The organism is Streptomyces sp. Edi2, assembly GCF_040253635.1.
GTDB lineage: Bacteria > Actinomycetota > Actinomycetes > Streptomycetales > Streptomycetaceae > Streptomyces.
Map to the genome: position 1 here is coordinate 2,630,787 of NZ_JBEJGX010000003.1, position 21,420 is coordinate 2,652,206.

20 protein-coding genes, 1 tRNA gene, 1 pseudogene and 1 riboswitch are annotated in these 21,420 nt (G+C 71.4%); of the genes and pseudogenes, 12 read left to right on the forward strand and 10 right to left on the reverse strand.

Translation table 11 applies throughout. From position 1 onward, the window contains the following. Positions 1-105 precede the first annotated feature (105 nt). From ABR737_RS14975 to ABR737_RS14995, 5 genes and pseudogenes are all read left to right on the forward strand, one after another. Entirely contained in the window at positions 106-2,196 is a 2,091-nt protein-coding gene (locus ABR737_RS14975) for an FAD/NAD(P)-binding protein (protein ID WP_350250677.1), read from the forward strand. 79 nt (positions 2,197-2,275) lie between these two features. After that, complete coding sequence (locus ABR737_RS14980; RefSeq protein ID WP_350250678.1) at positions 2,276-2,740, forward strand: DoxX family protein; 465 nt, start codon at positions 2,276-2,278, stop codon at positions 2,738-2,740. 299 nt (positions 2,741-3,039) lie between these two features. Then, positions 3,040-3,690 (forward strand): DedA family protein, encoded by a 651-nt coding sequence (locus ABR737_RS14985; protein WP_350250679.1) that lies wholly within the window; start codon positions 3,040-3,042, stop codon positions 3,688-3,690. Between the two features lie 232 nt (positions 3,691-3,922). Continuing rightward, positions 3,923-4,530, forward strand: a pseudogene (locus ABR737_RS14990) (GNAT family N-acetyltransferase). A 315-nt stretch (positions 4,531-4,845) separates the two neighbouring features. After that, the gene (locus ABR737_RS14995; protein ID WP_350250680.1) at positions 4,846-6,090 is read left to right on the forward strand and encodes a methyltransferase; all 1,245 of its coding nucleotides are present in this window, start codon (positions 4,846-4,848) and stop codon (positions 6,088-6,090) included. Positions 6,091-6,213: 123 nt separating this feature from the next. On the opposite strand, the gene ABR737_RS15000 is transcribed toward ABR737_RS14995, so the two are convergent. Then, entirely contained in the window at positions 6,214-6,981 is a 768-nt protein-coding gene (locus tag ABR737_RS15000) for a MerR family transcriptional regulator (protein ID WP_350250681.1), read from the reverse strand. 188 nt (positions 6,982-7,169) lie between these two features. On the opposite strand from ABR737_RS15000, the gene ABR737_RS15005 reads away from it, so the two are divergent. Next, complete coding sequence (locus ABR737_RS15005) at positions 7,170-7,826, forward strand: nucleoside/nucleotide kinase family protein (protein WP_350250682.1); 657 nt, start codon at positions 7,170-7,172, stop codon at positions 7,824-7,826. Here the strand turns inward: ABR737_RS15005 and ABR737_RS15010 are convergent. Beyond that, positions 7,783-8,208: a hypothetical protein gene (locus ABR737_RS15010; RefSeq protein ID WP_350250683.1), complete on the reverse strand. Its 426-nt coding sequence runs from the start codon at positions 8,206-8,208 to the stop codon at positions 7,783-7,785. The two genes, ABR737_RS15005 and ABR737_RS15010, sit on opposite strands and share 44 nt — an antisense overlap. A 140-nt stretch (positions 8,209-8,348) precedes the next feature. Here ABR737_RS15010 and ABR737_RS15015 point away from each other — a divergent pair, with 140 nt between their 5' ends. From ABR737_RS15015 to nicT, 3 genes are all read left to right on the forward strand, one after another. Continuing rightward, on the forward strand, positions 8,349-8,963 hold the full coding sequence (locus tag ABR737_RS15015) for a MarR family winged helix-turn-helix transcriptional regulator (RefSeq protein ID WP_350250684.1): 615 nt from the start codon (positions 8,349-8,351) through the stop codon (positions 8,961-8,963). Beyond that, positions 8,960-9,808: an alpha/beta fold hydrolase gene (locus tag ABR737_RS15020; RefSeq protein ID WP_350250685.1), complete on the forward strand. Its 849-nt coding sequence runs from the start codon at positions 8,960-8,962 to the stop codon at positions 9,806-9,808. Before ABR737_RS15015 ends, ABR737_RS15020 begins: the two co-directional genes overlap by 4 nt. A gap of 112 nt (positions 9,809-9,920) precedes the next feature. Next, a riboswitch (cobalamin riboswitch) is annotated at positions 9,921-10,132 on the forward strand. Next, positions 10,131-11,399, forward strand: a complete 1,269-nt coding sequence (nicT, locus tag ABR737_RS15025) for a Nickel transporter NicT (RefSeq protein ID WP_502964323.1) — start codon at positions 10,131-10,133, stop codon at positions 11,397-11,399. It overlaps the preceding riboswitch by 2 nt. Before the next feature lie 75 nt (positions 11,400-11,474). On the opposite strand, the gene ABR737_RS15030 is transcribed toward nicT, so the two are convergent. The 6 genes from ABR737_RS15030 to ABR737_RS15055 all read right to left on the reverse strand — a co-directional run bounded on the left by ABR737_RS15030 (position 11,475) and on the right by ABR737_RS15055 (position 17,756). Beyond that, on the reverse strand, positions 11,475-11,975 hold the full coding sequence (locus ABR737_RS15030) for a VOC family protein (protein WP_350250686.1): 501 nt from the start codon (positions 11,973-11,975) through the stop codon (positions 11,475-11,477). A 212-nt stretch (positions 11,976-12,187) separates the two neighbouring features. Beyond that, the gene (locus ABR737_RS15035; protein WP_350250687.1) at positions 12,188-12,979 is read right to left on the reverse strand and encodes an enoyl-CoA hydratase/isomerase family protein; all 792 of its coding nucleotides are present in this window, start codon (positions 12,977-12,979) and stop codon (positions 12,188-12,190) included. Further along, positions 12,976-14,208, reverse strand: a complete 1,233-nt coding sequence (locus ABR737_RS15040) for a CaiB/BaiF CoA transferase family protein (RefSeq protein ID WP_350250688.1) — start codon at positions 14,206-14,208, stop codon at positions 12,976-12,978. The genes ABR737_RS15035 and ABR737_RS15040 overlap by 4 nt, the downstream gene beginning before the upstream one ends. A 45-nt stretch (positions 14,209-14,253) precedes the next feature. Beyond that, the gene (locus tag ABR737_RS15045; protein WP_350250689.1) at positions 14,254-15,624 is read right to left on the reverse strand and encodes a M20/M25/M40 family metallo-hydrolase; all 1,371 of its coding nucleotides are present in this window, start codon (positions 15,622-15,624) and stop codon (positions 14,254-14,256) included. Positions 15,625-15,816: 192 nt separating this feature from the next. Further along, positions 15,817-17,094: an MFS transporter gene (locus ABR737_RS15050; RefSeq protein ID WP_350250690.1), complete on the reverse strand. Its 1,278-nt coding sequence runs from the start codon at positions 17,092-17,094 to the stop codon at positions 15,817-15,819. A 215-nt stretch (positions 17,095-17,309) separates the two neighbouring features. Then, entirely contained in the window at positions 17,310-17,756 is a 447-nt protein-coding gene (locus ABR737_RS15055; protein ID WP_350250691.1) for an ATP-binding protein, read from the reverse strand. Between the two features lie 139 nt (positions 17,757-17,895). On the opposite strand from ABR737_RS15055, the gene ABR737_RS15060 reads away from it, so the two are divergent. Beyond that, complete coding sequence (locus ABR737_RS15060) at positions 17,896-18,888, forward strand: LysR family transcriptional regulator (RefSeq protein WP_350250692.1); 993 nt, start codon at positions 17,896-17,898, stop codon at positions 18,886-18,888. Positions 18,889-18,969: 81 nt separating this feature from the next. On the opposite strand, the gene ABR737_RS15065 is transcribed toward ABR737_RS15060, so the two are convergent. Then, positions 18,970-19,329, reverse strand: coding sequence for a DUF1152 domain-containing protein (locus tag ABR737_RS15065; RefSeq protein ID WP_502964324.1), 360 nt, complete (start codon positions 19,327-19,329; stop codon positions 18,970-18,972). A 214-nt stretch (positions 19,330-19,543) separates the two neighbouring features. Here ABR737_RS15065 and ABR737_RS15070 point away from each other — a divergent pair, with 214 nt between their 5' ends. Then, complete coding sequence (locus ABR737_RS15070) at positions 19,544-19,714, forward strand: hypothetical protein (RefSeq protein ID WP_350250693.1); 171 nt, start codon at positions 19,544-19,546, stop codon at positions 19,712-19,714. A gap of 88 nt (positions 19,715-19,802) precedes the next feature. Here the strand turns inward: ABR737_RS15070 and ABR737_RS15075 are convergent. Further along, a tRNA-Val gene (locus ABR737_RS15075) sits at positions 19,803-19,874 on the reverse strand. Positions 19,875-20,016: 142 nt separating this feature from the next. On the opposite strand from ABR737_RS15075, the gene ABR737_RS15080 reads away from it, so the two are divergent. Continuing rightward, positions 20,017-21,402, forward strand: a complete 1,386-nt coding sequence (locus ABR737_RS15080) for a hypothetical protein (RefSeq protein WP_502964325.1) — start codon at positions 20,017-20,019, stop codon at positions 21,400-21,402. Positions 21,403-21,420 lie beyond the last annotated feature (18 nt).

The window sequence follows — 21,420 nt, forward strand, 5'->3', positions numbered from 1 at the left end:
CGGCGGATCGGGCGGTGATGATGGGGCGCACCTTTGCCCGTCGCCCGCACTCTCGGGCGGCCGCGCCCGCGCGCCGGCCGTCCGCCGCCCCAGGGAGAGCCCCTTTTGGCCGCCGACCATCTCGCCGACTGCCAACCACGACCCGCTCTCGCCCTCGTCGGTGCGGGGCCGCGCGGGACGAGCGTGCTGGAGCGGATCTGCGCCTCGGCCGCCGAACTGGCCCCGGGCGCCCGGCTGACGGTCCATGTCATCGACCCCGCCCCGCCCGGCGCCGGCCAGGTGTGGCGCACCGCCCAGCCCCCCGAGCTGCTGATGAACACCGTGGCCTCACAGGTCACGCTGTTCACCGACGACAGCGTCGAGTGCGCGGGTCCGATACGTACCGGGCCGAGCCTGTACGCCTGGGAGGGCTGCGAGGTCGGCCCGGACGACTATCCGGGGCGTGCGCTGTACGGCCGCTATCTGGAGTGGGTCTTCGGCCGTACCGTGCGCACCGCTCCCGACGGGGTGACGGTGGTGGTGCACCGGTCCCGCGCGGTGCACCTGGCCGAGACCCCCGACGGCTCGCAGTCGCTCGCCCTCGACGACGGCCGGACGCTGCACGGGCTGGGGGCGGTCGTGCTCGCCCAGGGCCATCTGCCGGCCGCGGCCGGCCCGGAGCAACGACGCCTGGCCGGCTACGCCGCCGGGCACGGCCTGCACTACCTCCCGCCCGCCAACCCCGCCGACCTCTCCGCCCCTCTGGCGGCACTGGCCCCGGGCCGCCCGGTACTGCTGCGCGGTCTCGGCCTCAACTTCTTCGATCACATGGCGCTGCTGACCACGGCCCGCGGCGGGCGGTTCGTGGACGGTGCCGACGGGGCGCTGACCTATCTGCCGTCCGGCCGCGAGCCCCGGCTGTACGCGGGCTCCCGCCGCGGCATCCCGTACCACGCACGCGGCGACAACGCGAAGGGCGCACACGGCCGTCATCTGCCGCTGCTGCTGACGCCGGACGTGATAGCGGCCTTCCGCAAGCGCGCGGACTCCGGCGATCTGCCCGACTTCCTGACGGAGGTCTGGCCCCTGGTGGCCAAGGAGGTGGAGGCGGTCTACTACGAGGCGCTGCTGAGGCGGCGCGGTGCGGGCGGCGGGGCAGGAAGTGCGGGCAGCGCGGACGGCGCCGGCGGTGAGCCGGGCCACCGCTTCCTGGAGCGCTTCCGGGAGCGCTTCCTGAGCAGCGCACACCGCGGCACCGACGAGGCCGACGTCCTGGACGCCTTCGGGATCGCCCCGGCCGAACGCTGGGACTGGGACCGGATCGCCCGGCCGCACGCGGAGCGGTCGTTCGCCGACCGGGCCGCGTTCCGGGAGTGGCTGCTGGGACACCTGCGCCAGGACATCGCGCACGCCCGCCAGGACAATGTGTCCGGCCCGCTCAAGGCGGCCCTCGACGTGCTGCGGGACCTGCGCAACGAGCTGCGGCAGATCGTCGACCACGGCGGGCTGGCCGGTGCCTCCCGTCACCGGCACCTGGACCGCTGGTACACCCCGCTGAACGCCTTCTTGTCCATCGGACCGCCGCGGCGCCGGATCGAGGAGATGACCGCGCTGATCGAGGCGGGGGTGCTGGAGGTGATTGGCCCCCGGATGACCGTCCGGCTCGGCGGCGCCGACGGCCGCGGGCCCGGTTTCACGGCCCATTCGCCGGATGTCGCGGGCTCGGAGGTGACGGCGACGGCGCTGATCGAGGCGCGGCTGCCGGAACCGGATCTGCGGCACACCGCGGACCCGCTGCTGGCCCGGCTGCTGGCCGAGGGCGGCTGCCGGCCGCACACCGCGGACGGCTACGAAACGGGCGGCCTCGATGTGTCGCCGAGCCCGTACCACCTCATCGCGGCGGACGGCGCACGCCACCCGCGGCGCTTCGCGGTCGGGGTACCCACGGAGGGGGTGCACTGGGTGACGGCGGCGGGGGCCCGTCCAGGGGTGGGGTCGGTCACATTGGCCGACACGGACGCCGTGGCACGGGCGGCGCTGCGGGCTGTGATGACGGGTGCGGCGACGGGGGCACGGATGGCCGCGACGGGGCCGGAGACGGGAAGCAGGCCGGGGACGGGAAGCAGGCCGGAAACGGGAAGCGGGCCGGGAACGCGCGCGGCCACGGTGGCCGGCTCGGCGGTTTCCGGCCCAAGGTCCGATTCGGCCAGAAGTTGAACTTGCAAGTACTGCTTAGGTGTCCCTAACCTCTGTCTCCGACGGTTACCTCGTCCCCAGAAACCGTAGGAGTCCCCACATGTCCGCACCCCTGCCCTCGCTCATCCAGAGATCAGCCCCGCACGTGCACGCGCTCTTCCGCATCGTCGTCGGGCTGCTCTTCGCCTGCCACGGCGCGTCCTCCCTCTTCGGCGTCCTCGGTGGCGCCATGGGCCAGGGCGGCACCATCCCCACCGGCACCTGGCCGGGCTGGTACGCCGCCGTGATCCAGCTGGCGGGCGGCATCCTCGTGATGCTCGGCCTGGGCACCCGCCCCGCGGCGTTCATCAGCTCCGGCTCGATGGCGTACGCGTACTTCTCCATGCACCAGGGCTCGGCGCTGTGGCCGATACAGAACGGCGGTGAGGCCGCCGCGATGTTCTGCTGGGCCTTCCTGCTGATCTTCTTCTCCGGCCCCGGGACGTGGGCACTCGACCGGGTCTTCTTCGGCGAGGGCCGGCAGGAGCAGGCTTCGACCGCGCGCCAGGAGCCTTCCGCCGCCTGACCCACGCGCGCCGGCGGGGCCCGGCGCACCACCGGCCCCGCCCCTTCACACGGCCCGTACGGCATCGCCGCTGTACGGGCCGTGCGACATCTCCGCCGTGCGCGGCGCCCGGCATCTCCCCCGTACACGGAGCCCGCCCCTCGTACGCGCCGCGCGGCACCTCCCCCGTACGCCCGCGGGCGCTGCGCCGTGCACCCGGGCCCGGCGCCCGCGAGGCCCAGGCGTACGCTGTATGGCTGTAGGGCCGCCCCTGCCGCACCGAGCGACGTCGCGGCGGGGTTCGGACCGGGAGCAGGGCGTTGCTGGAAAAGCTGGGGTCCCTCAGCGGCACCCCTTGGGTGTATGTGATCGTCAGTCTCTCGATCGTTCTCGATGTGTTCGTGCCGATACTGCCCAGCGGATTCCTGGTGATCGCCGCGGCCACCACGGCCGCCGGCACCGGCACCGCGGCGGCGGTGGGCGGTGCCGAGGTCACCTCGTCCGTCCACGCCGGCAGCCACCCGGCCGAGATCTTCTCCCTGATGTTGTGCGCGGCCAGCGCCTCGGTGCTCGGCGACATGGCCGCCTACCGGCTCGCCTGGCGCGGCGGCGACCGCTTCGACCGCGCCATCGGCCGCTCCCGCCGCCTGACGGCGGCGCAGAAACGTCTCGGCACGGCGCTGACGCGAGGCGGCGGCGGCATCGTCGTGCTGGCCCGCTTCGCACCCGCCGGACGCTCGGTGGTCAGCCTCGGTGCCGGAGTTGCGCACCGTACGGTCCGCGAATTCCTCCCCTGGTCCGCGCTGGCCTCCCTCGCCTGGGCCGCCTACAGCGTCAGCCTCGGCTACTTCGGCGGGCAATGGCTCGGCACATCCTGGGTGAGCACTGCCCTCTCCGTGCTGGCCCTCTTCGCCGCCGGCTCCGCGGCCGCCTACCTGATGCGCCGTCCGGACCACGCTGCCGCCGACTGACGGGGACCGTGGCGACCGGCAGGCCCGGGCCCCGGGGCCTCGGCTGCCCGCGGGGGCCACCAGCCGGCGCCGGCCGTCCGCCGACCACCGGCCGCCGGCCACCGCTCCGTCGCCCGCCGACCACCGCCTGTCGCCCACGGGCCACCGGCCACGGGCCACCGGCCACCGGCCACCGGCCACCGGCACGGAATCCCTTGGCCCGCTGTCAGACCCCGGTGCGACGATGGAGCGCATGAGCGGCACCCACGACAGCGACGGCTCACTCACCCCTGGCGGCACCGCCCCCGGCGGCACCCCTCCCGGCGCCGCGGCCCCCCGCACCCCGGCCCGCGGCACCTGGCGTCCCCGCCCCGAAACCGCCCGGGACATACCGGCCGTCCGCCGGATCAACCTCGCCGCCTTCGAGACGGCCGGTGAGGCGGACCTCGTCGACGCGTTGCGCCGCGACCCGGCGGCCTGGCTGCCGGGGCTGTCCTTCGTCACCGAGGCACCGGACGGCACCCCCGTCGCCCATGCGCTGCTGACGCGCTGTCATGTCGACGACGTCCCCGCCGTGGCACTCGCCCCTGCGCGGTGCTGCCCGGGTACCAGAAGCGCGGTGCGGGCGGCGCGGTGATCAGGGCGCTCCTTCGGGCGGCGCGGGAAGCCGGCGAGCAGACCGCGATCGTGCTCGGCCATCCGCCGTATTACCCACGCTTCGGATTCGCCCCGGCCGCCACCCGGTTCGGCATCCTGCCCCCGCAGCCCTGGCCGGACGATGCCTTCATGGCACTGTCCCTGGACGGCTCCCCGCCCCCGCGCGGCACGGTGCGCTACGCCACGGCGTTCGGCATCACCTGACCCCTGCCCTGCCCCCCTGCATCGCCTGCCCCAGGCCCTGCCCGCCCCGTCACTACTCTGCCCTGCCCTACCCGGGCCCGCGTTGCCCGCCGTCGGCCGTGCACTGCGGACACCGGCCGCGCGCTGCCGAGGCCGGCTGTGCGCTGCCGACGCCGGGCAGGGGGCAGGGCGCGAGACCGATACGGAGTAAAGTCGACCGTCACCACCCCGCCCACCGTCTTCCGCGAGCGCCTGCCGCTCCCCCGGCGCCGGACCGGCGCCACCACAGCGGCACCCTTGGGACGGGCCCCCACCACACACACGAGGCACACTTCGGTGAACCAACCGCCGGTCGTCGAATGGACCGAGGCCGACCAGCCCCGTTCCGCCCGTTGGCGCTCCGAGAACGGCACCCCGCCACCGCGCCGCGTCGTCATCGCGGACGACCGGACGAAGGCCGACGACGCCTACAGATCCGCCTGCGAGGGCACCGCCCTGCTGTGGCGCGGCGACTTCCACAACGCCCGCCAGCTGCTGACGGCGCTGGCCCGCCGCATCGACCGCCGCCCCCGCAAGGCACCGCCCGCCGATGTCACCCAGGCCTTCCATCTGCACCGCGCCGCGCAGAACCACCGCGCCCGCATCCTGGGCATGCTGCTGGTCCCGCTCGATGCGACCCTCGCCGTCCCGCTGCACCGCGCCCCCGATGTCCGCGAGGCCTGCACCAGGGCGTACGGTCCCGTCGAGTCCGCCACCGGAGAGGCCGCCGGGAAGAACGCAGGCGAGACCACCGGGGAAACCTCCGGGGAGACCGGGGACACCACCGAGGGCTCGGATCCGACCGCCTCGCTCGTCTCGCTGCGCGAACTCCTCGGTCTCATCGGCGCCAACGAATGGCGCAGGAAAGGCGTCGAGATCCCGGCGCTCGGCGGCGACCGCATCCATCCGCACTACGGCGTCTTCTCCCCGGCCCGCGGCGAGTACGTCGACCTGGTGGCCGAGGCTCCGCTGCCCGGCGAAGAGCTGGCGTTCGACATCGGCACCGGTACCGGCGTACTGGCCTCGGTCCTCGCCCGGCGCGGCGTCCGCCGGGTCGTGGCCACCGACCAGGACCCGCGTGCGCTGGCCTGTGCCCGTGAGAACACCGAACGGCTGGGCGTCGCCGGACAGGTGGAGGTGGTCGAGGCCGATCTGTTCCCGGCCGGCCGCGCCCCGCTGATCGTCTGCAACCCCCCATGGGTGCCCGCGAAGCCGACCTCACCCGTCGAGTACGCGGTGTACGACCCGGGAAACCGGATGCTGTACGGCTTCCTGAGCGGTCTGGCGGACCATCTGACACCGGACGGCGAGGGCTGGCTGATCCTCTCCGACCTGGCCGAACACCTCGGCCTGCGCACGCACGACGAGCTGCTGGACGCCTTCACCAAGGCCGGCCTGACGATCCTGGGCCGGCACGACATCACCCCGCGCCATCCGCGTGCCCGCGACACCTCCGACCCCCTCCATGTGGCCCGCGCGGCCGAGGTCACTTCCCTGTGGCGCCTGGGCACCGCGGACCGGGGTGCGTCCGGTAGCTCCTAGGAGGCCCGCCCCCGCCGGCTCGCATGTTCCGACCGGGGGGAGCGAGAGCGAGCTGCTTGCCGCCGGGGGTCTGCAGCCCCCCGGCAGTGAGAACCGTCGGCCGGCCCGGTCAGCCCGGCCGGCTCAGCTCAGCCGGGCCTCGGCGTAGACGACCATCGCCTGCTGCTGGTAGACGGCCAGCCCCTCGGCGATCGAGTCGTAGTTCGCCCGCATCTGCGGGTCGTCGACGTAGGTCTGGGCCAACCCCTTGTAGGCGACCGCGTTCGGGGTCCAGAACCGGCAGATGCCCTGGTAGTGGGCGTGCATCTCGGCTTGCACCGCGGCATCGGCAACCGGTGTGCCGGCGACCATGAACTCCGCTGTGCGGATCATCTGCGCCGTCACCTCACGCTGCCACCGCTCCTGGTCCTCGGCGGTCATGGCCTCTCTGGCCTGCCGGGCCTGCTCCCAGTGCTCCGGCCACCGTTCGCGCGCCTCGGCCTCGGCCTCGTCTCCGGCCGAGGCCTCGAAGCCCTCGAACAGGTTCTCCGGCCTGTTGATCCTTGCCATGTCGTTGTCCTTGCCTTCCTCCAGTTCGGCGAGGGTCCGCCCGACCGTGCGGACCAGCGTCTCCAGCCGGTCCCGTTCCTTCAGCAGGCGCCGGTGGTGCTCACGCAGTACGGCCACTTGGTCAACCTGGCTGTCCAGAACCGCCTGGATCTCCCGCAGCCCCAGGTCCAACTCCCGCATCAGCAGGATCTGCTGCAACCGCAGCAGGTCCGCCTCCTCGTAGTAGCGGTGCCCGTTACTTCCGATCCACGCAGGCGGCAGCAGACCGACCTCGTCGTAATGCCGCAGCGTCCGGGACGTCACCCCGGACATCCGGGCCACTTCCGCGATCGACCAGGCCATTGCCGTGACTCCCCTCGCCGGGCCGGTCTCTCCGGCCCCACTGATGACCGTAGGAGTTGACGCGGCGGCAACCGCAAGCCCGAATCGGCACCCCGTCCCGGGCACGAGAAGCGCACCCCGCCGTCAGGCACCTGGGGCCACCCCGTCAGACACCGGGATCGCACCTCGTCAGGCACGATGGACGCACCATGGATCCCCGGCTCCTCCTCTCCCGCGCCCGCCGGCTCGCCGCCTCCGCGGCCCCCGGCCGACGACGGCTGCTCGGCATCGCCGGCCCGCCCGGCGCCGGCAAGTCCACCCTCGCCGCCCACCTCGTGGCGGAGCTGGCCGGTCAGGCGGCGCTCGTCCCGATGGACGGCTTCCACCTCGCCGAGGCGGAGCTGCGCCGCCTGGGCCGTACGGACCGCAAGGGCGCGCCGGACACCTTCGACCCGGCCGGCTACGCCGCGCTGCTGGCGCGCCTGCGCTCCCCGGAGCCGGACACCGCCGTCTACGCCCCGGCGTTCGACCGCCGTATCGAGGAGCCGGTGGCCGGCAGCATCCCCGTGGCGCCGCATATCCCCCTCGTCGTCACCGAGGGCAACTACCTCCTCCTCGACTCCGCCCCGTGGCCGCGGGTCCGGGCATTGCTCGACGAGGTCTGGTACGTGGAGCTGGAGACCCCGGAACGGATCCGGCGGCTGGTCGGCCGGCATGAGCGGTTCGGGCGTCCGCGCGCCGACGCCGAGCGGTTCGTACGCACCTCGGACGAGGCCAACGCCCGTGTGGTGGCGGCCACCCGGGACCGCGCCGACCTCGTCATCACCTTCGCACCCGGAGAGGCCCCACCTCCACCGAGCGCATGACCCCGCTCCCCCACCGCCGCCGGTCGGCGAGCAGCCCGGCCACCGACAGCGCACCCCACCCGACGGACACCGCCACCGCCGACAGCTTCCGGCCGCGCCCCGGCAGCGTCGCACCGAGCAGGACGGCGTCCCCGAAGTCCGCAGCGATCCGCACATACGCGGCGGTGCGCAGGGCCGGCCCTTCCGGAGCCAGCACCATCGCCAGCCCGCTCGCCGTGTCCCGCCAGGCCAGCGGGCGCAGCGCGGTGCGGGTCGCCGGCGCGGTCCGCCCTTTGGTGTCGACCAGCCCCGAGGGCCGAGCCAGCAGATCGGGCAGCGCCGCCACCGCCACCCCGTACACGGCCGTGGCCACCCCCACCGCACGCAACAGACCAACCTTCATCCGCCATCCCCTTTCCTCGTCTTTCCTCGTCTCTTCTCCCGTCGACCGGCCGCACGAGCCCCCTCGCGCCCGCCGCCTTCTCCATTCCTTTCCGCGACAGCCCCCTTCCCAAACGACATCAGCGATGTCATCATGACATCATGAGTGTCAGCGAGGAGAAGCGTGCCGGAGTGGCGAAAGACGCCGGCGGCGGAGAACCGTCGCCCACCGAAGACCTGCTGTACGGCGTCATCCGGCGCCTGTGGCCGCTGCACCGCACGGTCGTCCGCGCGGTGGAACACGAACTGGCGGGCACGGGCATGACCGCCGGCGAACACGCGCTGCTGGACGCACTGCGCACTGAAGGCCCGCGCACCGTTCCGCAGTTGGCGCGCGGGATGGGGCTCGACCGGCAGCCGGTGCAGCGCTGGGTGAACCACGCCTTGGAGCTGGGCCTGGTCGTGACCGCCCCGAACCCCGCGCACCGCCGCTCGTCCCTGATCCGGCTCACCGACGAGGGCACGGAAGCGATACGCGACGTCCGGGAATCCGAGGCAGCGGCGCTGAGGCAACGGCTGGCCGACCTGTCCGCCGAGGACGTCCGTACCGCGCTGCACGTACTGGACCGGCTCGGCGAGGAGTTCCGGCAGCTGGCGGACGGCTCACGCGTGACACCGGAGGAAACCGGCAGTTGCGGCACCACCGGCAAGAGCGACGACAATGGCATCACGCCCACCTCATCGCATCCGGTACACAAAGGACGGCCCGCAAGATGACCCGAGGAATCACCGACTGGTCCGAGATCGACAACGGGCTCGTGCCGGTCGACGACGGTGAGCTGTTCTACGAAACGGCCGGCTCGGGCCCCGCGGTGGTGCTGCTCCACGGCGGCATGCTCGACCAGCACATGTGGGACGAGCAGTTCGCCTGGCTGGTGAACTCCGGCCTGCGCGCGATCCGTTACGACTTCCGCGGCCATGGCCTGTCCTCCACCGTGACCGGGGACTACGCGAACCACGACGATCTGTGCGCCCTGCTGGACACGCTCGATGTTCCCGGCGCCGTCCTCGTCGGCCTCTCCCATGGCGCGCGGGTCGCGCTCGACACCGCCATAGCCCGCCCGGAGCGGGTGACGGCCCTCGCACTCGCCTCCCCCGGCATCAGCGGCCGCGCCTTCACCGACCCCTTCCTCCTGGAGCACATCAAGGAGCAGGTGGCGGCGATCGGCGCACCGGACGGCGCGGAACGCTATGTCGAGCACTTCCTGCGGATGTGGGTGGACGGACCGCACCGCGCGCCCTCCACGGTGCACCCGGGCTTCCGTGAGCGGATGCGCGCCTCGGCCGAGGCCAATGTGGAGGTACATGCCGAGGGTGCGGGTGCCGGTATGGCCCTTGAGGCCGGCGCCGCCGACCGCCTGGACGAGATACGGGTGCCCACCGTCGTGTTCGACGGCGACCTCGACAGCAGGGACATCTCCGCCAACGCCCATGCGATCACCCTGACCGTTCCCGGCGCCCGAAGAGTCCGGATACCGGGCGCGGCACATATGGTCAACCTGGAGAACACCGCACTCTTCGACCGCGAACTCCACGCCTTCCTCTCGTCCCTGGACTATTGAGGGCTGCTGAGGCCGTGCGGACTGCTGAGGTCTGCTGCACCGCCGCGGGCCACGCCCCCGGGGCCGTCGGCGCGAAAGAACGACCGGGGCGGCAGCGACCACCCCGTGGCAGCTAGAGTGACCGGGCCGTGGTGTTCGGGAAGCCGGTGACGGACCTTTGGGTCCCAGACCGGAGCGGCCCTCGCCACTGTGATCGGGGAGTTTCCGCCCCTTCCGCAGACGCACGGCGCGTCTGCGGCGCCACTGACCGCGACCGCGGCCGGGAAGGCGGGGCGGGCGCGCGCACCCGTAAGCCAGGAGACCGGCCACGGCATCTCACGAAGTGATCCACGAGGTGCTGGAGCGTGACCGCCGGATGGCCCTGTCCACCGATACCCGTACCACCCCTGCCTCCGCGGCGTTCCGCTGGCGCCGGCAGGACACCGTCCGCACCGCGGGCCTGATGGCCGTCATAGCCGGTCTGCACGTCATCGCCTTCGGCGTGCTCTTCCTGCTCGTGGTGCCGCATCACTACGCCGTGGGCAGCCAGGTCTTCGGCGTGGGACTCGGTGTCACCGCCTACACCCTCGGGATGCGGCACGCCTTCGACGCCGACCACATCGCCGCCATCGACAACACCACCCGCAAGCTGATGGCCGACGGCAAGCGGCCGGTCTCGGTCGGCTTCTGGTTCGCCCTGGGCCACTCCAGCGTGGTCGTCGCGATGGCGGCCCTGGTGGCGGGCGGCGCCCAGCTGGCGGGCACCTTGCTCAACGACGAGTCCCGTACGCACCAGATCCTCGGCACGATCGGTACCACGATCTCGGGGAGCTTTCTCTACCTCATCGCCGCCCTCAACCTGATCGCGCTGGCCGGGATCTGGCGGGTCTTCCGCGGTATGCGCAACGGCCACTACGACGAGGCCGAGCTGGAGCAGCGCCTCGATGCGCGCGGCTTCATGAACCGCTTCCTGGGACGGTTCACCCGCTCGATCTCCCGCCCCGGCCAGATGTTCCCGCTCGGCTTCCTCTTCGGACTCGGCTTCGACACCGCGACCGAAGTGACGCTGATGGTGATGGCGGGCAGCGGCGCCGCGGCCGGCCTGCCCTGGTACGCCGTGCTGTGCCTGCCGCTGCTCTTCGCCGCCGGCATGAGCCTGTTCGACACCCTCGACGGCACCTTCATGAACTTCGCCTACCAGTGGGCGTTCTCCAACCCGGTGCGCAAGGTCTACTACAACCTCACCATCACCGGCCTGTCGATCGCGGTCGCCTTCTTCATCGGCACGATCGAGCTGGTCACCGTGCTGCACGAGAAGCTTGCCCTCAACGACCCGCTGACCGGCTGGATTTCCGGCCTCGACCTCGACAACGTCGGCTTCCTCATCGTCGGCCTGTTCGTGGTGGTGTGGGCCGCGGCGCTGGCGTACTGGCGACTGACCGGCGTCGAGAAGCGCTGGGCGGAGCGGGCAGAGCGCGCGGAGCTGGCCGGGCGAACCCAGCCCGCGGAGCAGGCGGGGCCGACGGGGCCGACGGGGCCGACGGGGCCGACGGGGCCGACGGGGCCGACGGGGCCGACGGGGCCGACGGAGTGTGCCACGCCGGACTCCTGAGGCGCGTGAGCCCCACGCCCCGCAGAAGTCCCCAGCGCCCGAATGGGCGCCGGGACACCGCCCCCCTGGCTCCCCTCAGGTGGCCGAACCGGCTGCCGCCCCCGTCGCCAGATCCGGCCCCCAGCGCTGCAGCGCCTCCGCCAGATCGAGGGGGCGCAGCCGCTCCGGCTGGTCCGGTCCCGGCCAGTCCTCCCGCGGGACCCGCCACATCACCTCGAACTCGTTGCCGTCCGGGTCCTTGGCGTACAGCGACTTGGCGACGAGGTGATCACTCGACCCCACCAGCGCGCCCCGCTCGACGAGCTGCGCATGGGCCGCGACCAGCTCGCCGAGCGTGCCGATCTCCCAGGCCAGGTGGTAGAGCCCGACCCGCCCGGCCTCGGGCCCCGGTGCCTCCACCCCCACCGAGAACAGCGCCAAATCATGATCGTTGAGTGAGCCGGGAGCGCGAAGAAAAGCGGCCTGTCCCGGCACCTCCATCCCCACCGTGAGCCCCAGAGCCTCGGTATAGAAAGCAACCGACCGGGCCACATCACGGACGTAAAGCACCGCGTGGTTCAGACGTCTTACGGACATGCAGCCTGCTCTCCGATCTCCTGCCACGACACCACCAGGGGCCACCGCGCCCTCCCCACCTCTGATCTACCCCACCGGCCCCGCCACTGCCCAGCGTCCTTGGGCCGGTATCCGGCCGTTTTCCGTCCCGCTTTCCGGCCCTGGTGCCCGAGGTCCCCAGACCGGCGACCCCCAGACCGGCGCAGGAGGGACGCGCGGGCCGACGCCGGTCTTCAGCCGGCGGGCGGGGCGGGTGCGGTGGCCGACCGCTGCCCGAGGAAGGCGGTGATCGCCCGGTCGAAGTGGGGCCGCGCCACCGCCGGTCGCGGATTGACGGCGGCGGCCTGCCGCTGTGGTGCCAGCGCGGCGGTCACCGCCAGCTTGGCGGCCCGGATCGCCGCGGGTGGCTGCCCGGCGATCGCGGTGGCGAGATCGCGGGTGCGGGCGGTGAGTTGCTCCTCGGGCACGCTGTCCTCCGCGAGTCCGCGGGCCACCGCGGTGTGGGCGGCGAGCAGCCGGCCGGTGTAGAGCAGCTCCCGCGCCGCAGCAGGTCCGGCCAGAGCGACCAGGCGTGCGGCGAAGGCCGGACTGGCGAGGATGCCGAGCCGGGCGATCGGCATCCCGATCCGTGCCCCGTCCGCCATGAGCCGCAGATCGCAGGCGAGGGCGAGTTGGCATCCCGCGCCGGCGGCGACACCGCGGATCTCGGCGATCACCGGAACGGGGCAGTCCTCGATCGCGGTGAACGCCGCTTCCATATGGGCGAAGGACTCCTCGACGTAGCCGGTGTCCGCATCCACCCAGTCAGTCATGTTCGAACCGGCGCAGAACGTGTCGCCCTGCCCGCGGATCACCAGCGCCCGCAGCGACCGGTCCTCCCCGAGCTCCCCGACCTCCCGGGCCAGCCGCGCCCAGGCCCGGCCGGGAAGGGCGTTGCGCCGGTGGCCGTCACCGATACGGATCTCGGCGACCGGTCCGGACCGGGAGGTCCGAAGGGCCGGGTCGGGGGCGGGTACGGGGGTCACTTCACGGCCTTTCGCGCGCGGAGCCCGGCCAGTTGCCGCGGGCCGACCCCGAGGGCGGTCAAAATCTGCGCGGTGTGCTCCCCGTGGCGGGGCGGCGGGGTGCGCACCGTGGCCGGACTGCCGGACAGCTTGAGGGGAGAGGCGACGGTGCGCAGGGTGCCGGCGTCGGGGTGCTCGACTTCGGCGACCATGCCGCGCGCGAGGACTTGGGGATGCCGCAGAGCCTGGTCAACGGTGTTGATCGGGCCAACCGGTACCTTCGCCTCGGTGAGGATCTCGGCCCACTCCTGGGCGCCGCGTGCCCGCAGCGCACGCTCGATGAGCGGGAGCAGTTCCCCGCGATGGCGGACCCGGTCGGGGTTGGTCGCGAACCGTGGATCGTCCGCCAGCCCGGAGCATCCGATCGCGGTGGCGAAGCGGCGCCACAGGCCGTCGTTTCCGGCGGCGACCATGAGGTGACCATCGGCGGTGGGAAACGCCTGGTAAGGCACGATCGTCGGGTGGGCCGAGCCGTAGCGCTGCGGGACATTGCCGGAGGCGAAGTACCCGCCGGCGACATAGCTCAGCCACGCCACCTGGCCGTCCAGCAGCGAGACATCGACCCACTCGCCGCTGCCGGTGTACTCACGGTTGCGCAGGGCGGCCAGGACGCCGATGGCGGCCCACATCCCGGCGGCGAGATCGGCCGGGGACACCCCGAACCGCACGGGCGGGCCTCCGGGCTCTCCGGTCACGCTCATGACGCCGCTGACCGCCTGGGCAATCGCGTCATAGCCCGGTTCGCTCCGGTACGGACCGGTCTGCCCGTAACCGCTGATGGAGGCGTACACGACGCCGGGATTACGGTCGCGGACGTCCTGATAGCCCAGGCCGAGGCGGGCCGCGGTGCCGGGCCGGAAGTTCTCCACGATCACATCGGCGCCGGCGGCCAGCTCCTGTATCAGGCGCAGGCAGTCAGGGTCCTTGAGGTCGACGGCAATACCGCGCTTGTTGCGGTTAACGCTGTGGAAGTACGCCGCATCCTCACCCTGGAAGGGGGGACCCCAGGCGCGGGTGTCATCGCCGGAGGCGGTGTCCTCGACCTTGATCACATCAGCGCCCAGATCGGCCAGCATCATGCTGCAGAACGGCCCGGACAGGATGCGGGACAGATCGAGGACCTTCAGACCGCTCAGTACGCCGTCGTGGACGAGCCAGGGCGGGGGGTGTGGTGTGGGTGTAGTGCGCATTGCGGTGTCGCCTCTGTTTCTGTGGTGTGGCGGGGAGCCGGAGGGTCAGGCGCCCAGTTCGAGCAGCAGCTCCATGCAGATCGCGGTGGCGTCGAGGAAGCAGTCGACGCGCAGATTCTCGTTGGGCGCGTGGTTGGCCTGGTCAGCGTTGGCCAGTGGCAGGCCGATGCTGGGCACGCCGAGGACCCCGGTGAAGATCCAGTCGGGAAGAGTGCCGCCGTACGCGGGGACCAGCAGGGGGTCGCGCCCGGTGACCCGGGAGATGGCCCGCGCCACCCTGGGCGTATACGGATTGCCGATCGGGGTCCTGGAGGCCGGCACGCCGCCGGACTTGGTGACAGTCACCTCGGGAGCATGGGTACGCAGGTGCGCGGCCACACGCTCGAAGACGGCCTGGGGGTCCTGGCCCGCCGTCAGCCGGATGTCGACGCCCGCCTCCGCGGTGTCGGGGATGATGGTCCGGGCCACATCGCCGGTGGTGATCCCGTTGATCGTCAGCGTGGGGCGGTCGGCCAGCCGCTCGTAGAAGGACAGCCCGTTGAAGGCCGGGTCCATTTCGGTCAGCCCGATCTCGCCGAGAACCTGCGGCAGATCGAGCGGGAGAGCGGTGAACGCGGCACGGTCCACTTCGGACAGCGGTTCCCGGCCGTCCTCGAAGCCCTCGACGAGGACCCGGCCGCTGGGGTCCTTGAGGCTGGCCAGCGCCTGGACCAGCTGCCATGCCGGATTGGGCGCGACATTGCCGAAGTTGCCGGAATGCAGCGGGCGGCTGGCCCCGGTCGCCCGGAGCCGGAGCCGGAGCATGCCACGCACGCCGTGCGAGACGCACCATTCACCGGACTCGTGCACCGAACGGTCGCTCCAGACGACGAGATCGCCGTCGAACCGCTCGGAGTGCGCGCGCAGGATGCCTGCCAGCGACGGGCTGCCGATCTCTTCCTCACCGTCGAGCAGCACCGTGACCGAGCACGGGAGCGCGCCGGCCTGCTCCTCGAAGAGGCGCAACGCCTGCAGGTGCGCGTAATGCTGCCCCTTGTTGTCACCGGTGCCGCGCCCCCAGATCCGTCCGTCGCGCACGACCGGAGCAAAGGGTTCGGAATCCCACAGCTCGCGCGGCCCGGTCGGCTGGACGTCGTAATGCCCGTAGATCAGGACGTGTGGCGTTCCGGCGGGCCCGGCGCGGTGGCCGGTCACCAGCGGCCGGCCGTCGCCGACGAGTACCGACGGGGTCAGGCCGGCCCGCTTGACTTCTTCGACCGCACGGTCGGTCGCGGCAGGGAACCCTTCGCCGGTCGCGCTCACACTGGGCTGGCTGACGTAGTCCATCAGTCCGGCGATGAGTTCCTCCTGGCGCTCGTGCACCAGATCACGCGGGGTGCCGGAGAGTTGGGCGCGGATTGTGGAAGCGTCCGTCATGCTGGGCCTCGTTCTTTCGTGGGGCGCCGGCGGGCCTGGGGCCCGTCAGTTGGGGGTGTGCCGGACACCGGGCGCGGGAGCTGCCCGGTGCGTCAGGCACCGGCTCCGGGATCCGGCCGATGCGTCGGGTGCAGGGTTCGGGCCCGGTCCGACCGGGCCGCCGGATACGGGTTCGGGGATCCGACGGGTGCGTCAGCGCAGGGAGAGGAAGCGCCTGCTCGCCAGCAGGGCGGCGATGCTCAGGGCGCCGGCCGCCATGATGTAGAAGCTCGGTGAGAGGTGACTGCCGGTCGCGGTGATCATCCAGGTGATGATCACGGGAGCGAAGCCGCCGAAGGACATCACGCCGATGTTGTAGCTCAGCGACAGTCCGGTGCTGCGCGTACCCGTCGGGAAAGCCTCGGACATCAACGCGGGCAGCGCGCCGAAGTAGCAGGCCTTCACGACGCCGAGCGTAAACATCACCACACCCATGACCAGCAGCGACGGGCTGCCCGACAGCAGCAGGAACAGCGGGTAGATGCTGAGCACCATCGCGATCCCGGCAATGAGCATGATCTTGATACGGCCGACCCGGTCCGAGAGATGACCGGCCAGGGGCGTCACTGCCGTCAGCGCCACGCCGGACACCGCTGCCCCGATGAAGCCGGCGGAGGGCGGCAGACCGAGGACCTCCTGCGCATAGGTCGGCATATAGACGATCACATAGGTCACCGCGGTGGACATCACCAGTGCGCCCACCATGAGGAGCACCCGCAGCTTCTGGTCGCGGAGCACCTGCCGGACCGGGGTCGTCGCGGCTTCCCCCGCCTCGGCGGCTTCCGCGAATTCGGGAGACTCCGGGATCTGACGACGGATCACATACCCGACCGGACCGATCAGCAGGCCGACGAGGAAGGGGATGCGCCAGCCCCATGAATCCAGCTGCGCTCCGGACAGCGTCAGGCTCAGCACGGTGCCGAATGTCGCGGCCAGCAACGTCGCCAGGCCCTGAGAGGCAAACTGCCAACTCGCCATGAAGCCACGCCGGTCGGGCGCCTGCTCGGCCAGGAATGCGGTCGCGCTGCCGAACTCGCCACCCGCCGAGAATCCCTGCAGCAGACGGGCCACCAGGATCAGGACCGGTGCGGCAAGGCCGATGGATTCGTATGTCGGCATCACTGCGATCAGCAAAGTGCCGACCATCATGAGCCGAATCGTGAGAAGCAGTGCAGCCTTACGTCCGGTGCGATCCGCGAATTGCCCCAAGACGAGTGCACCCAATGGCCGGACCAGATACGACACCCCGAACACGCCGAAGGCGAGCATCAGGGAAACCGTCGGGTCGCCGGCGGGGAAGAACGCTTTGGAGATCGAACCCGCGAAGAACCCGTATGTGGTCAGATCGAACCACTCCAGCGTGTTTCCCGCCGTGGCCGCGAGCACGGCACGCCGCGCACGGCTTTTGCCGAGGGGCTTCTCCACAATCATCTGGCCTGTCTCTCTAGCGGTCGTCATGAGTGATACTCCCTCGAATCGAGCAGGCGAGCTGTCGCGCAGGGTGGAACCGCCGATGGGTGAGTCCAAAGCGGAAGACGGGGACTCGTGAACTCGCTGAGCGATGACGCTAGGGCCACCAAGCCGTTCGCACAATCGCAACTTCTAGAACACCTAATTGCCTCAATAGCAACGCTGTGCTGACGCCCTCACACCGCCCGGAGATCCACCCACCGCGTGATCCAGCCGCGGTGCACGCGGATGCCGTGCCGGACGGTCAGCGCGGTGACGATGCCGCTCCCACGGCCGTGCTCCTCGGCCTGCGGGCTGCCCTCCGGCTGCCGGGCGTCCGCCGCCGGCCCCGCATCGGTGACCTCGATACGCAGGGAGCAGGGCCCTTCGTCCCCCGACCGGGACAGCTGCAGCAGGGCCGGCGGCAGGGCATGAGTGACCGCATTGGTGACCATTTCCGAAATCACCAAAACTGCGTCCTCAATGGTGGCGGGAGGAAGATTCCAGCTGGTCAGGACCGCGTACGCACGGCGGCGCACCACGCCGACGGCCTCCGGGATGTGCGGCAGCGGGCAGAGAAAATCCGCGCCCGGGTGCGGCATCGCGGACGAGCCGGTGAATTCGCTAAGGGCTACCGCATTCATCGTTTTCCCCTGCCTCGGCGGCCTGCGGGGAGGATGCACACCTGAGCGGCTGGGAGGACCCTGGCCAACCGCCGACGAGGGCGCCGCAGTGGGGCACTTCGTCGTGCGGTCCGCCCGGCCGGGTGAGCCCACAGGACATATGAAGAACGTAGGCACAACCCGACCATTCGCACAATCGCAATTTATAGAACAAACCATTGCCCAGAATGCAATGGCTCCTTATGCTGGCGCCATGCTGAACAGTCCGGCTCTTGAGTACTTCCTCGAAGTTGTCCGCACCGGCTCGATCAACGAGGCGTCCAGGCGATTGCTGGTCGCGGGCTCGGCCATCAGCCGGCAGATCGGCAAACTCGAGCAGGAAATCGGCGTGCCGCTCTTCGAGCGCCGACCGCGCGGAATGGTGCCGAGCGAGGCCGGTGCCCTGCTCGCCACCTATGCGCGCCGAGCCGCACTGGAAACCGACCAGGTGCTTGCTGATATCCGCGGCCGCGGCCGGATGGGAAGCGTCGTCCGGGTGGCCAGTTCGCAGGGCGCCGCACAGGAATTCCTCCCGCACGCCATGGCCGCTTTCCGCAGGGAACACCCGGGCACGACCTTTCAACTGCCCGTGGTGACTCCCTCATTGGCCACGCAAATGGTCCAGGACGGCTCGGTCGACCTGGGAGTCACTTTCAGCCTCGCCCCCGCTCCCGACGTCCGCGTCGTACACGCCCAGCGAGCTCCGATCCAAGCCCTGGTCAGATCAGACCACCCACTGGCCCAACGAGACGAAATCCACCTCCACGACCTCCTCCCCTACCCGGTCGCCCTCACCGAAGAAGGCACCACGAACAGACGTCTCTTCGACCTCTGCTGCTCCATCGAGGGAATCACCTTCGAACCGCTGCTGGTCAGCTCGAATTCCGCCGCCCTGTCCACCTTCGTCAATGAGACGAACGCCGTCTCCTTGACCGGCCACATCAGTGTGCACGGACGCCTGCACCGCGAAGGGCTGAAAGCCATCGCCCTTCTCAACCCGGAAATGCACCTCCGCACCATCCAGATCCAGGCCATGGCAGGCCGTCAGCTCCCCGCAGTGGTCACCGCATTCGCCGATCACCTGATCCGGCAACTAGCGGAAACGGAGGTGTAGGGGCACGGCTGCCAGGCTTGGCCCGCGAGGGAGCGCACCCACGCTCACCACGCGACCACCTGCTCTCCCACGACGCGGATGTCACCGAGCCTTGCCACCGGTGTCTCTTACTTCACAGAAGCCCCGGGCGCCTCGTGCCGTGGCGGCCGGCATCGCCGTCGCCCCGGAAGGATGCCACTCCAGTACGGAGCTGACCGGCTGGACGTGCTCGGCGGTGAGCGTCAGAGCAAAAGGGCCCAGGCGGTCGCGCACGGCATCGGCGGGGGGTTCGCCGTCGAGGCCGGGGCCGGCGACCAGAAGCCGTACGGAGTAGTTGAGTTCGCAGCACGCCGCGAGGATAAGGGCGTCGGCGAGGGGGCCGAGGAGTGTCGGTTCGCCGCCCCGGGCGAGGATGTCGCCGCCCACGTCCAGGAGGTCGACAGCGGGTGCGCGCGGCGGCATCTGCCGGAGACCTTCGGGGAGTCGCACGCCACCGCGCACCGCCAGTTCGCCGTCTGGACGAGGGCGGTCCTGTGGCGCCGGCTGCACCGCCGCCGATCTCGGACAGCTCGGCGTCAGCCCCACAAGCTGCGGCACACCGCGGCCTCCATGGCCATCGCCGGCGGCGCCGACGTCCATGTGGTCCAAGCCATGCTGGTTCACAAGTCGGCGAAGAGTGACGCTCGGCATCTACGGCCGCCTCTTCCCCGACCGCCTGGACGAGGTGTCCGAGAAGATGCACAAGCGCCGTGCACACGACCTGGCCAAACCGAAGGCCAAGGCGAAGAAGGCGGAGAAGGCGCTCGCCGAGCTGGTGCAGGAATCGGCAGGGGAAGCGGCTGCCTGACAGTGCCCGCATGTACGGAATGTGTACCGCCAGCCAGAGAGCCCTCCGCGCGCCAGCACGGAGGGCCCTCTGACCTGCTATTTCTCTGTGGGCACAACAGGATTTGAACCTGTGACATCTGCTTTGTAAGAGCAGCGCTCTACCGCTGAGCTATGCGCCCTGGCCGAGCCGACAGACTACCTTGCCTTTGGGGCTGAACGGCAAACCCGTACTCGAAGTCCGAACTTACCGGCCGGTGTGTTCGTTTCCGGTGAGTGGGAGAATGACATTCGGTCCTGGGGCGATCCGATCGGGAGAGGGAAGTGACGGCGACAGAGACGCAGCCGCATGAGCAGCGAGAACGCCGTCGCGTCCGTGGAGGTCCGCTCCGGGATGTGGTGGGGCTCGTGCTGCTGCCGTTGCCGTTGTTGGCGGCGATGGTGCCGATGTCGTTCGCGGGCGGGGGGACCCGTCGCTGGTTCGGGCGCGGGGAGAGCCAGCGGGCCGATGCGCAGGCCGCGAAGGATGCCGCGGCGGCGGCGTTCTACGAGCTGGACACCGCACACCGTGACCTGCGGATCTCCATAGAGACGATCACCGCGGTCGACAATTCGCCGGCCGCGCGGAAGGCCGCAGCGGATTACGAGGGCTTCGGCCGGCGGATCGACGAGGTGAGTCAGCAGTACATCACCGCGGTCGACTCCCACGATCTGGACCGTGACGATCTGGACGGTGCCGCGGTGGCGCGGGCGCGCGCGGACCTGACGCGGGCCAAGGAGGAGCTGGACCGCGTCCGGAGCGAGCTGGAGCGGTTCGCGCAAGGGCTCGGGCCGTTGCTGCAGACCGCCGAGACGCAGCTGGCGCGGCTGGCTCCGGCCGTGGAGCGGGCGCGGCAGGCGCTGCTGGCGGCGAGCAACGCGCTGGACGCGGTCCGTGCGCAGGGGCTGCGGGCCGATGATCTCGCGACCCGGCTGGCGGCGCTCGGGCCCGAGCTGACCAAGCTCAATCAGGGTGCCGGGCAGCACGGCGTACAGGAGACGATCCGGCGCGCCGACGACATGCTGCGCAAGGCCGAGGACGTACGGACCGAGGCCGAGCGGCTGCCGGGGAAGGCAGCGGAGATCGACAAGCGGCTGGTGTCGCTGCGGACCCGGGCACAGGCGATCACGACGCGTGCCGGGAAGGTCGACCCGGTCCTCAGCGAGCTGCGGCGGCGGTACAGCGCGGCATGCTGGCAGGACCTGCAGCAGGTACCGGAACAGGCCGCGCAGTCCGTCCAGCAGGCCGAGGTCAAACTGCGGGAGGCGCAGCAGGCGCGCGACGAGCAGCGCTGGGCGGATGCCACGAGCCTGCTGGCGACCGTACGGGCGCTGCTGGACGGCACCGACGAGGCGGTCTCGGCGGCCGGTGACCGGCTGCAGCGGCTCGATGCGGTGTCGTTCGACCGGCAGAAGGAGGTCGAACGGACGCGCTTCGCGATCCGCGATGCGCAGCGGCTGGCGATGGCCGGGCGCAGCACCCCCGATCCGCGGCATGCCGGTCCCCTGGACGAGGCGGTGGCGCGGCTGGATCGCGCGGTCGCGGGCCTGGAGGGGCGGCATCCGGACTGGTGGCATTTCCTGACGGAGACCGAGGCGGTACGGGAGACGGCGGCCCGAGTGGTGCAGGAGATCCGTGGGGCCAGGGGCGGCGCGGGGGGCGGGGGCTGAGAACTCCGGGTGACAGCT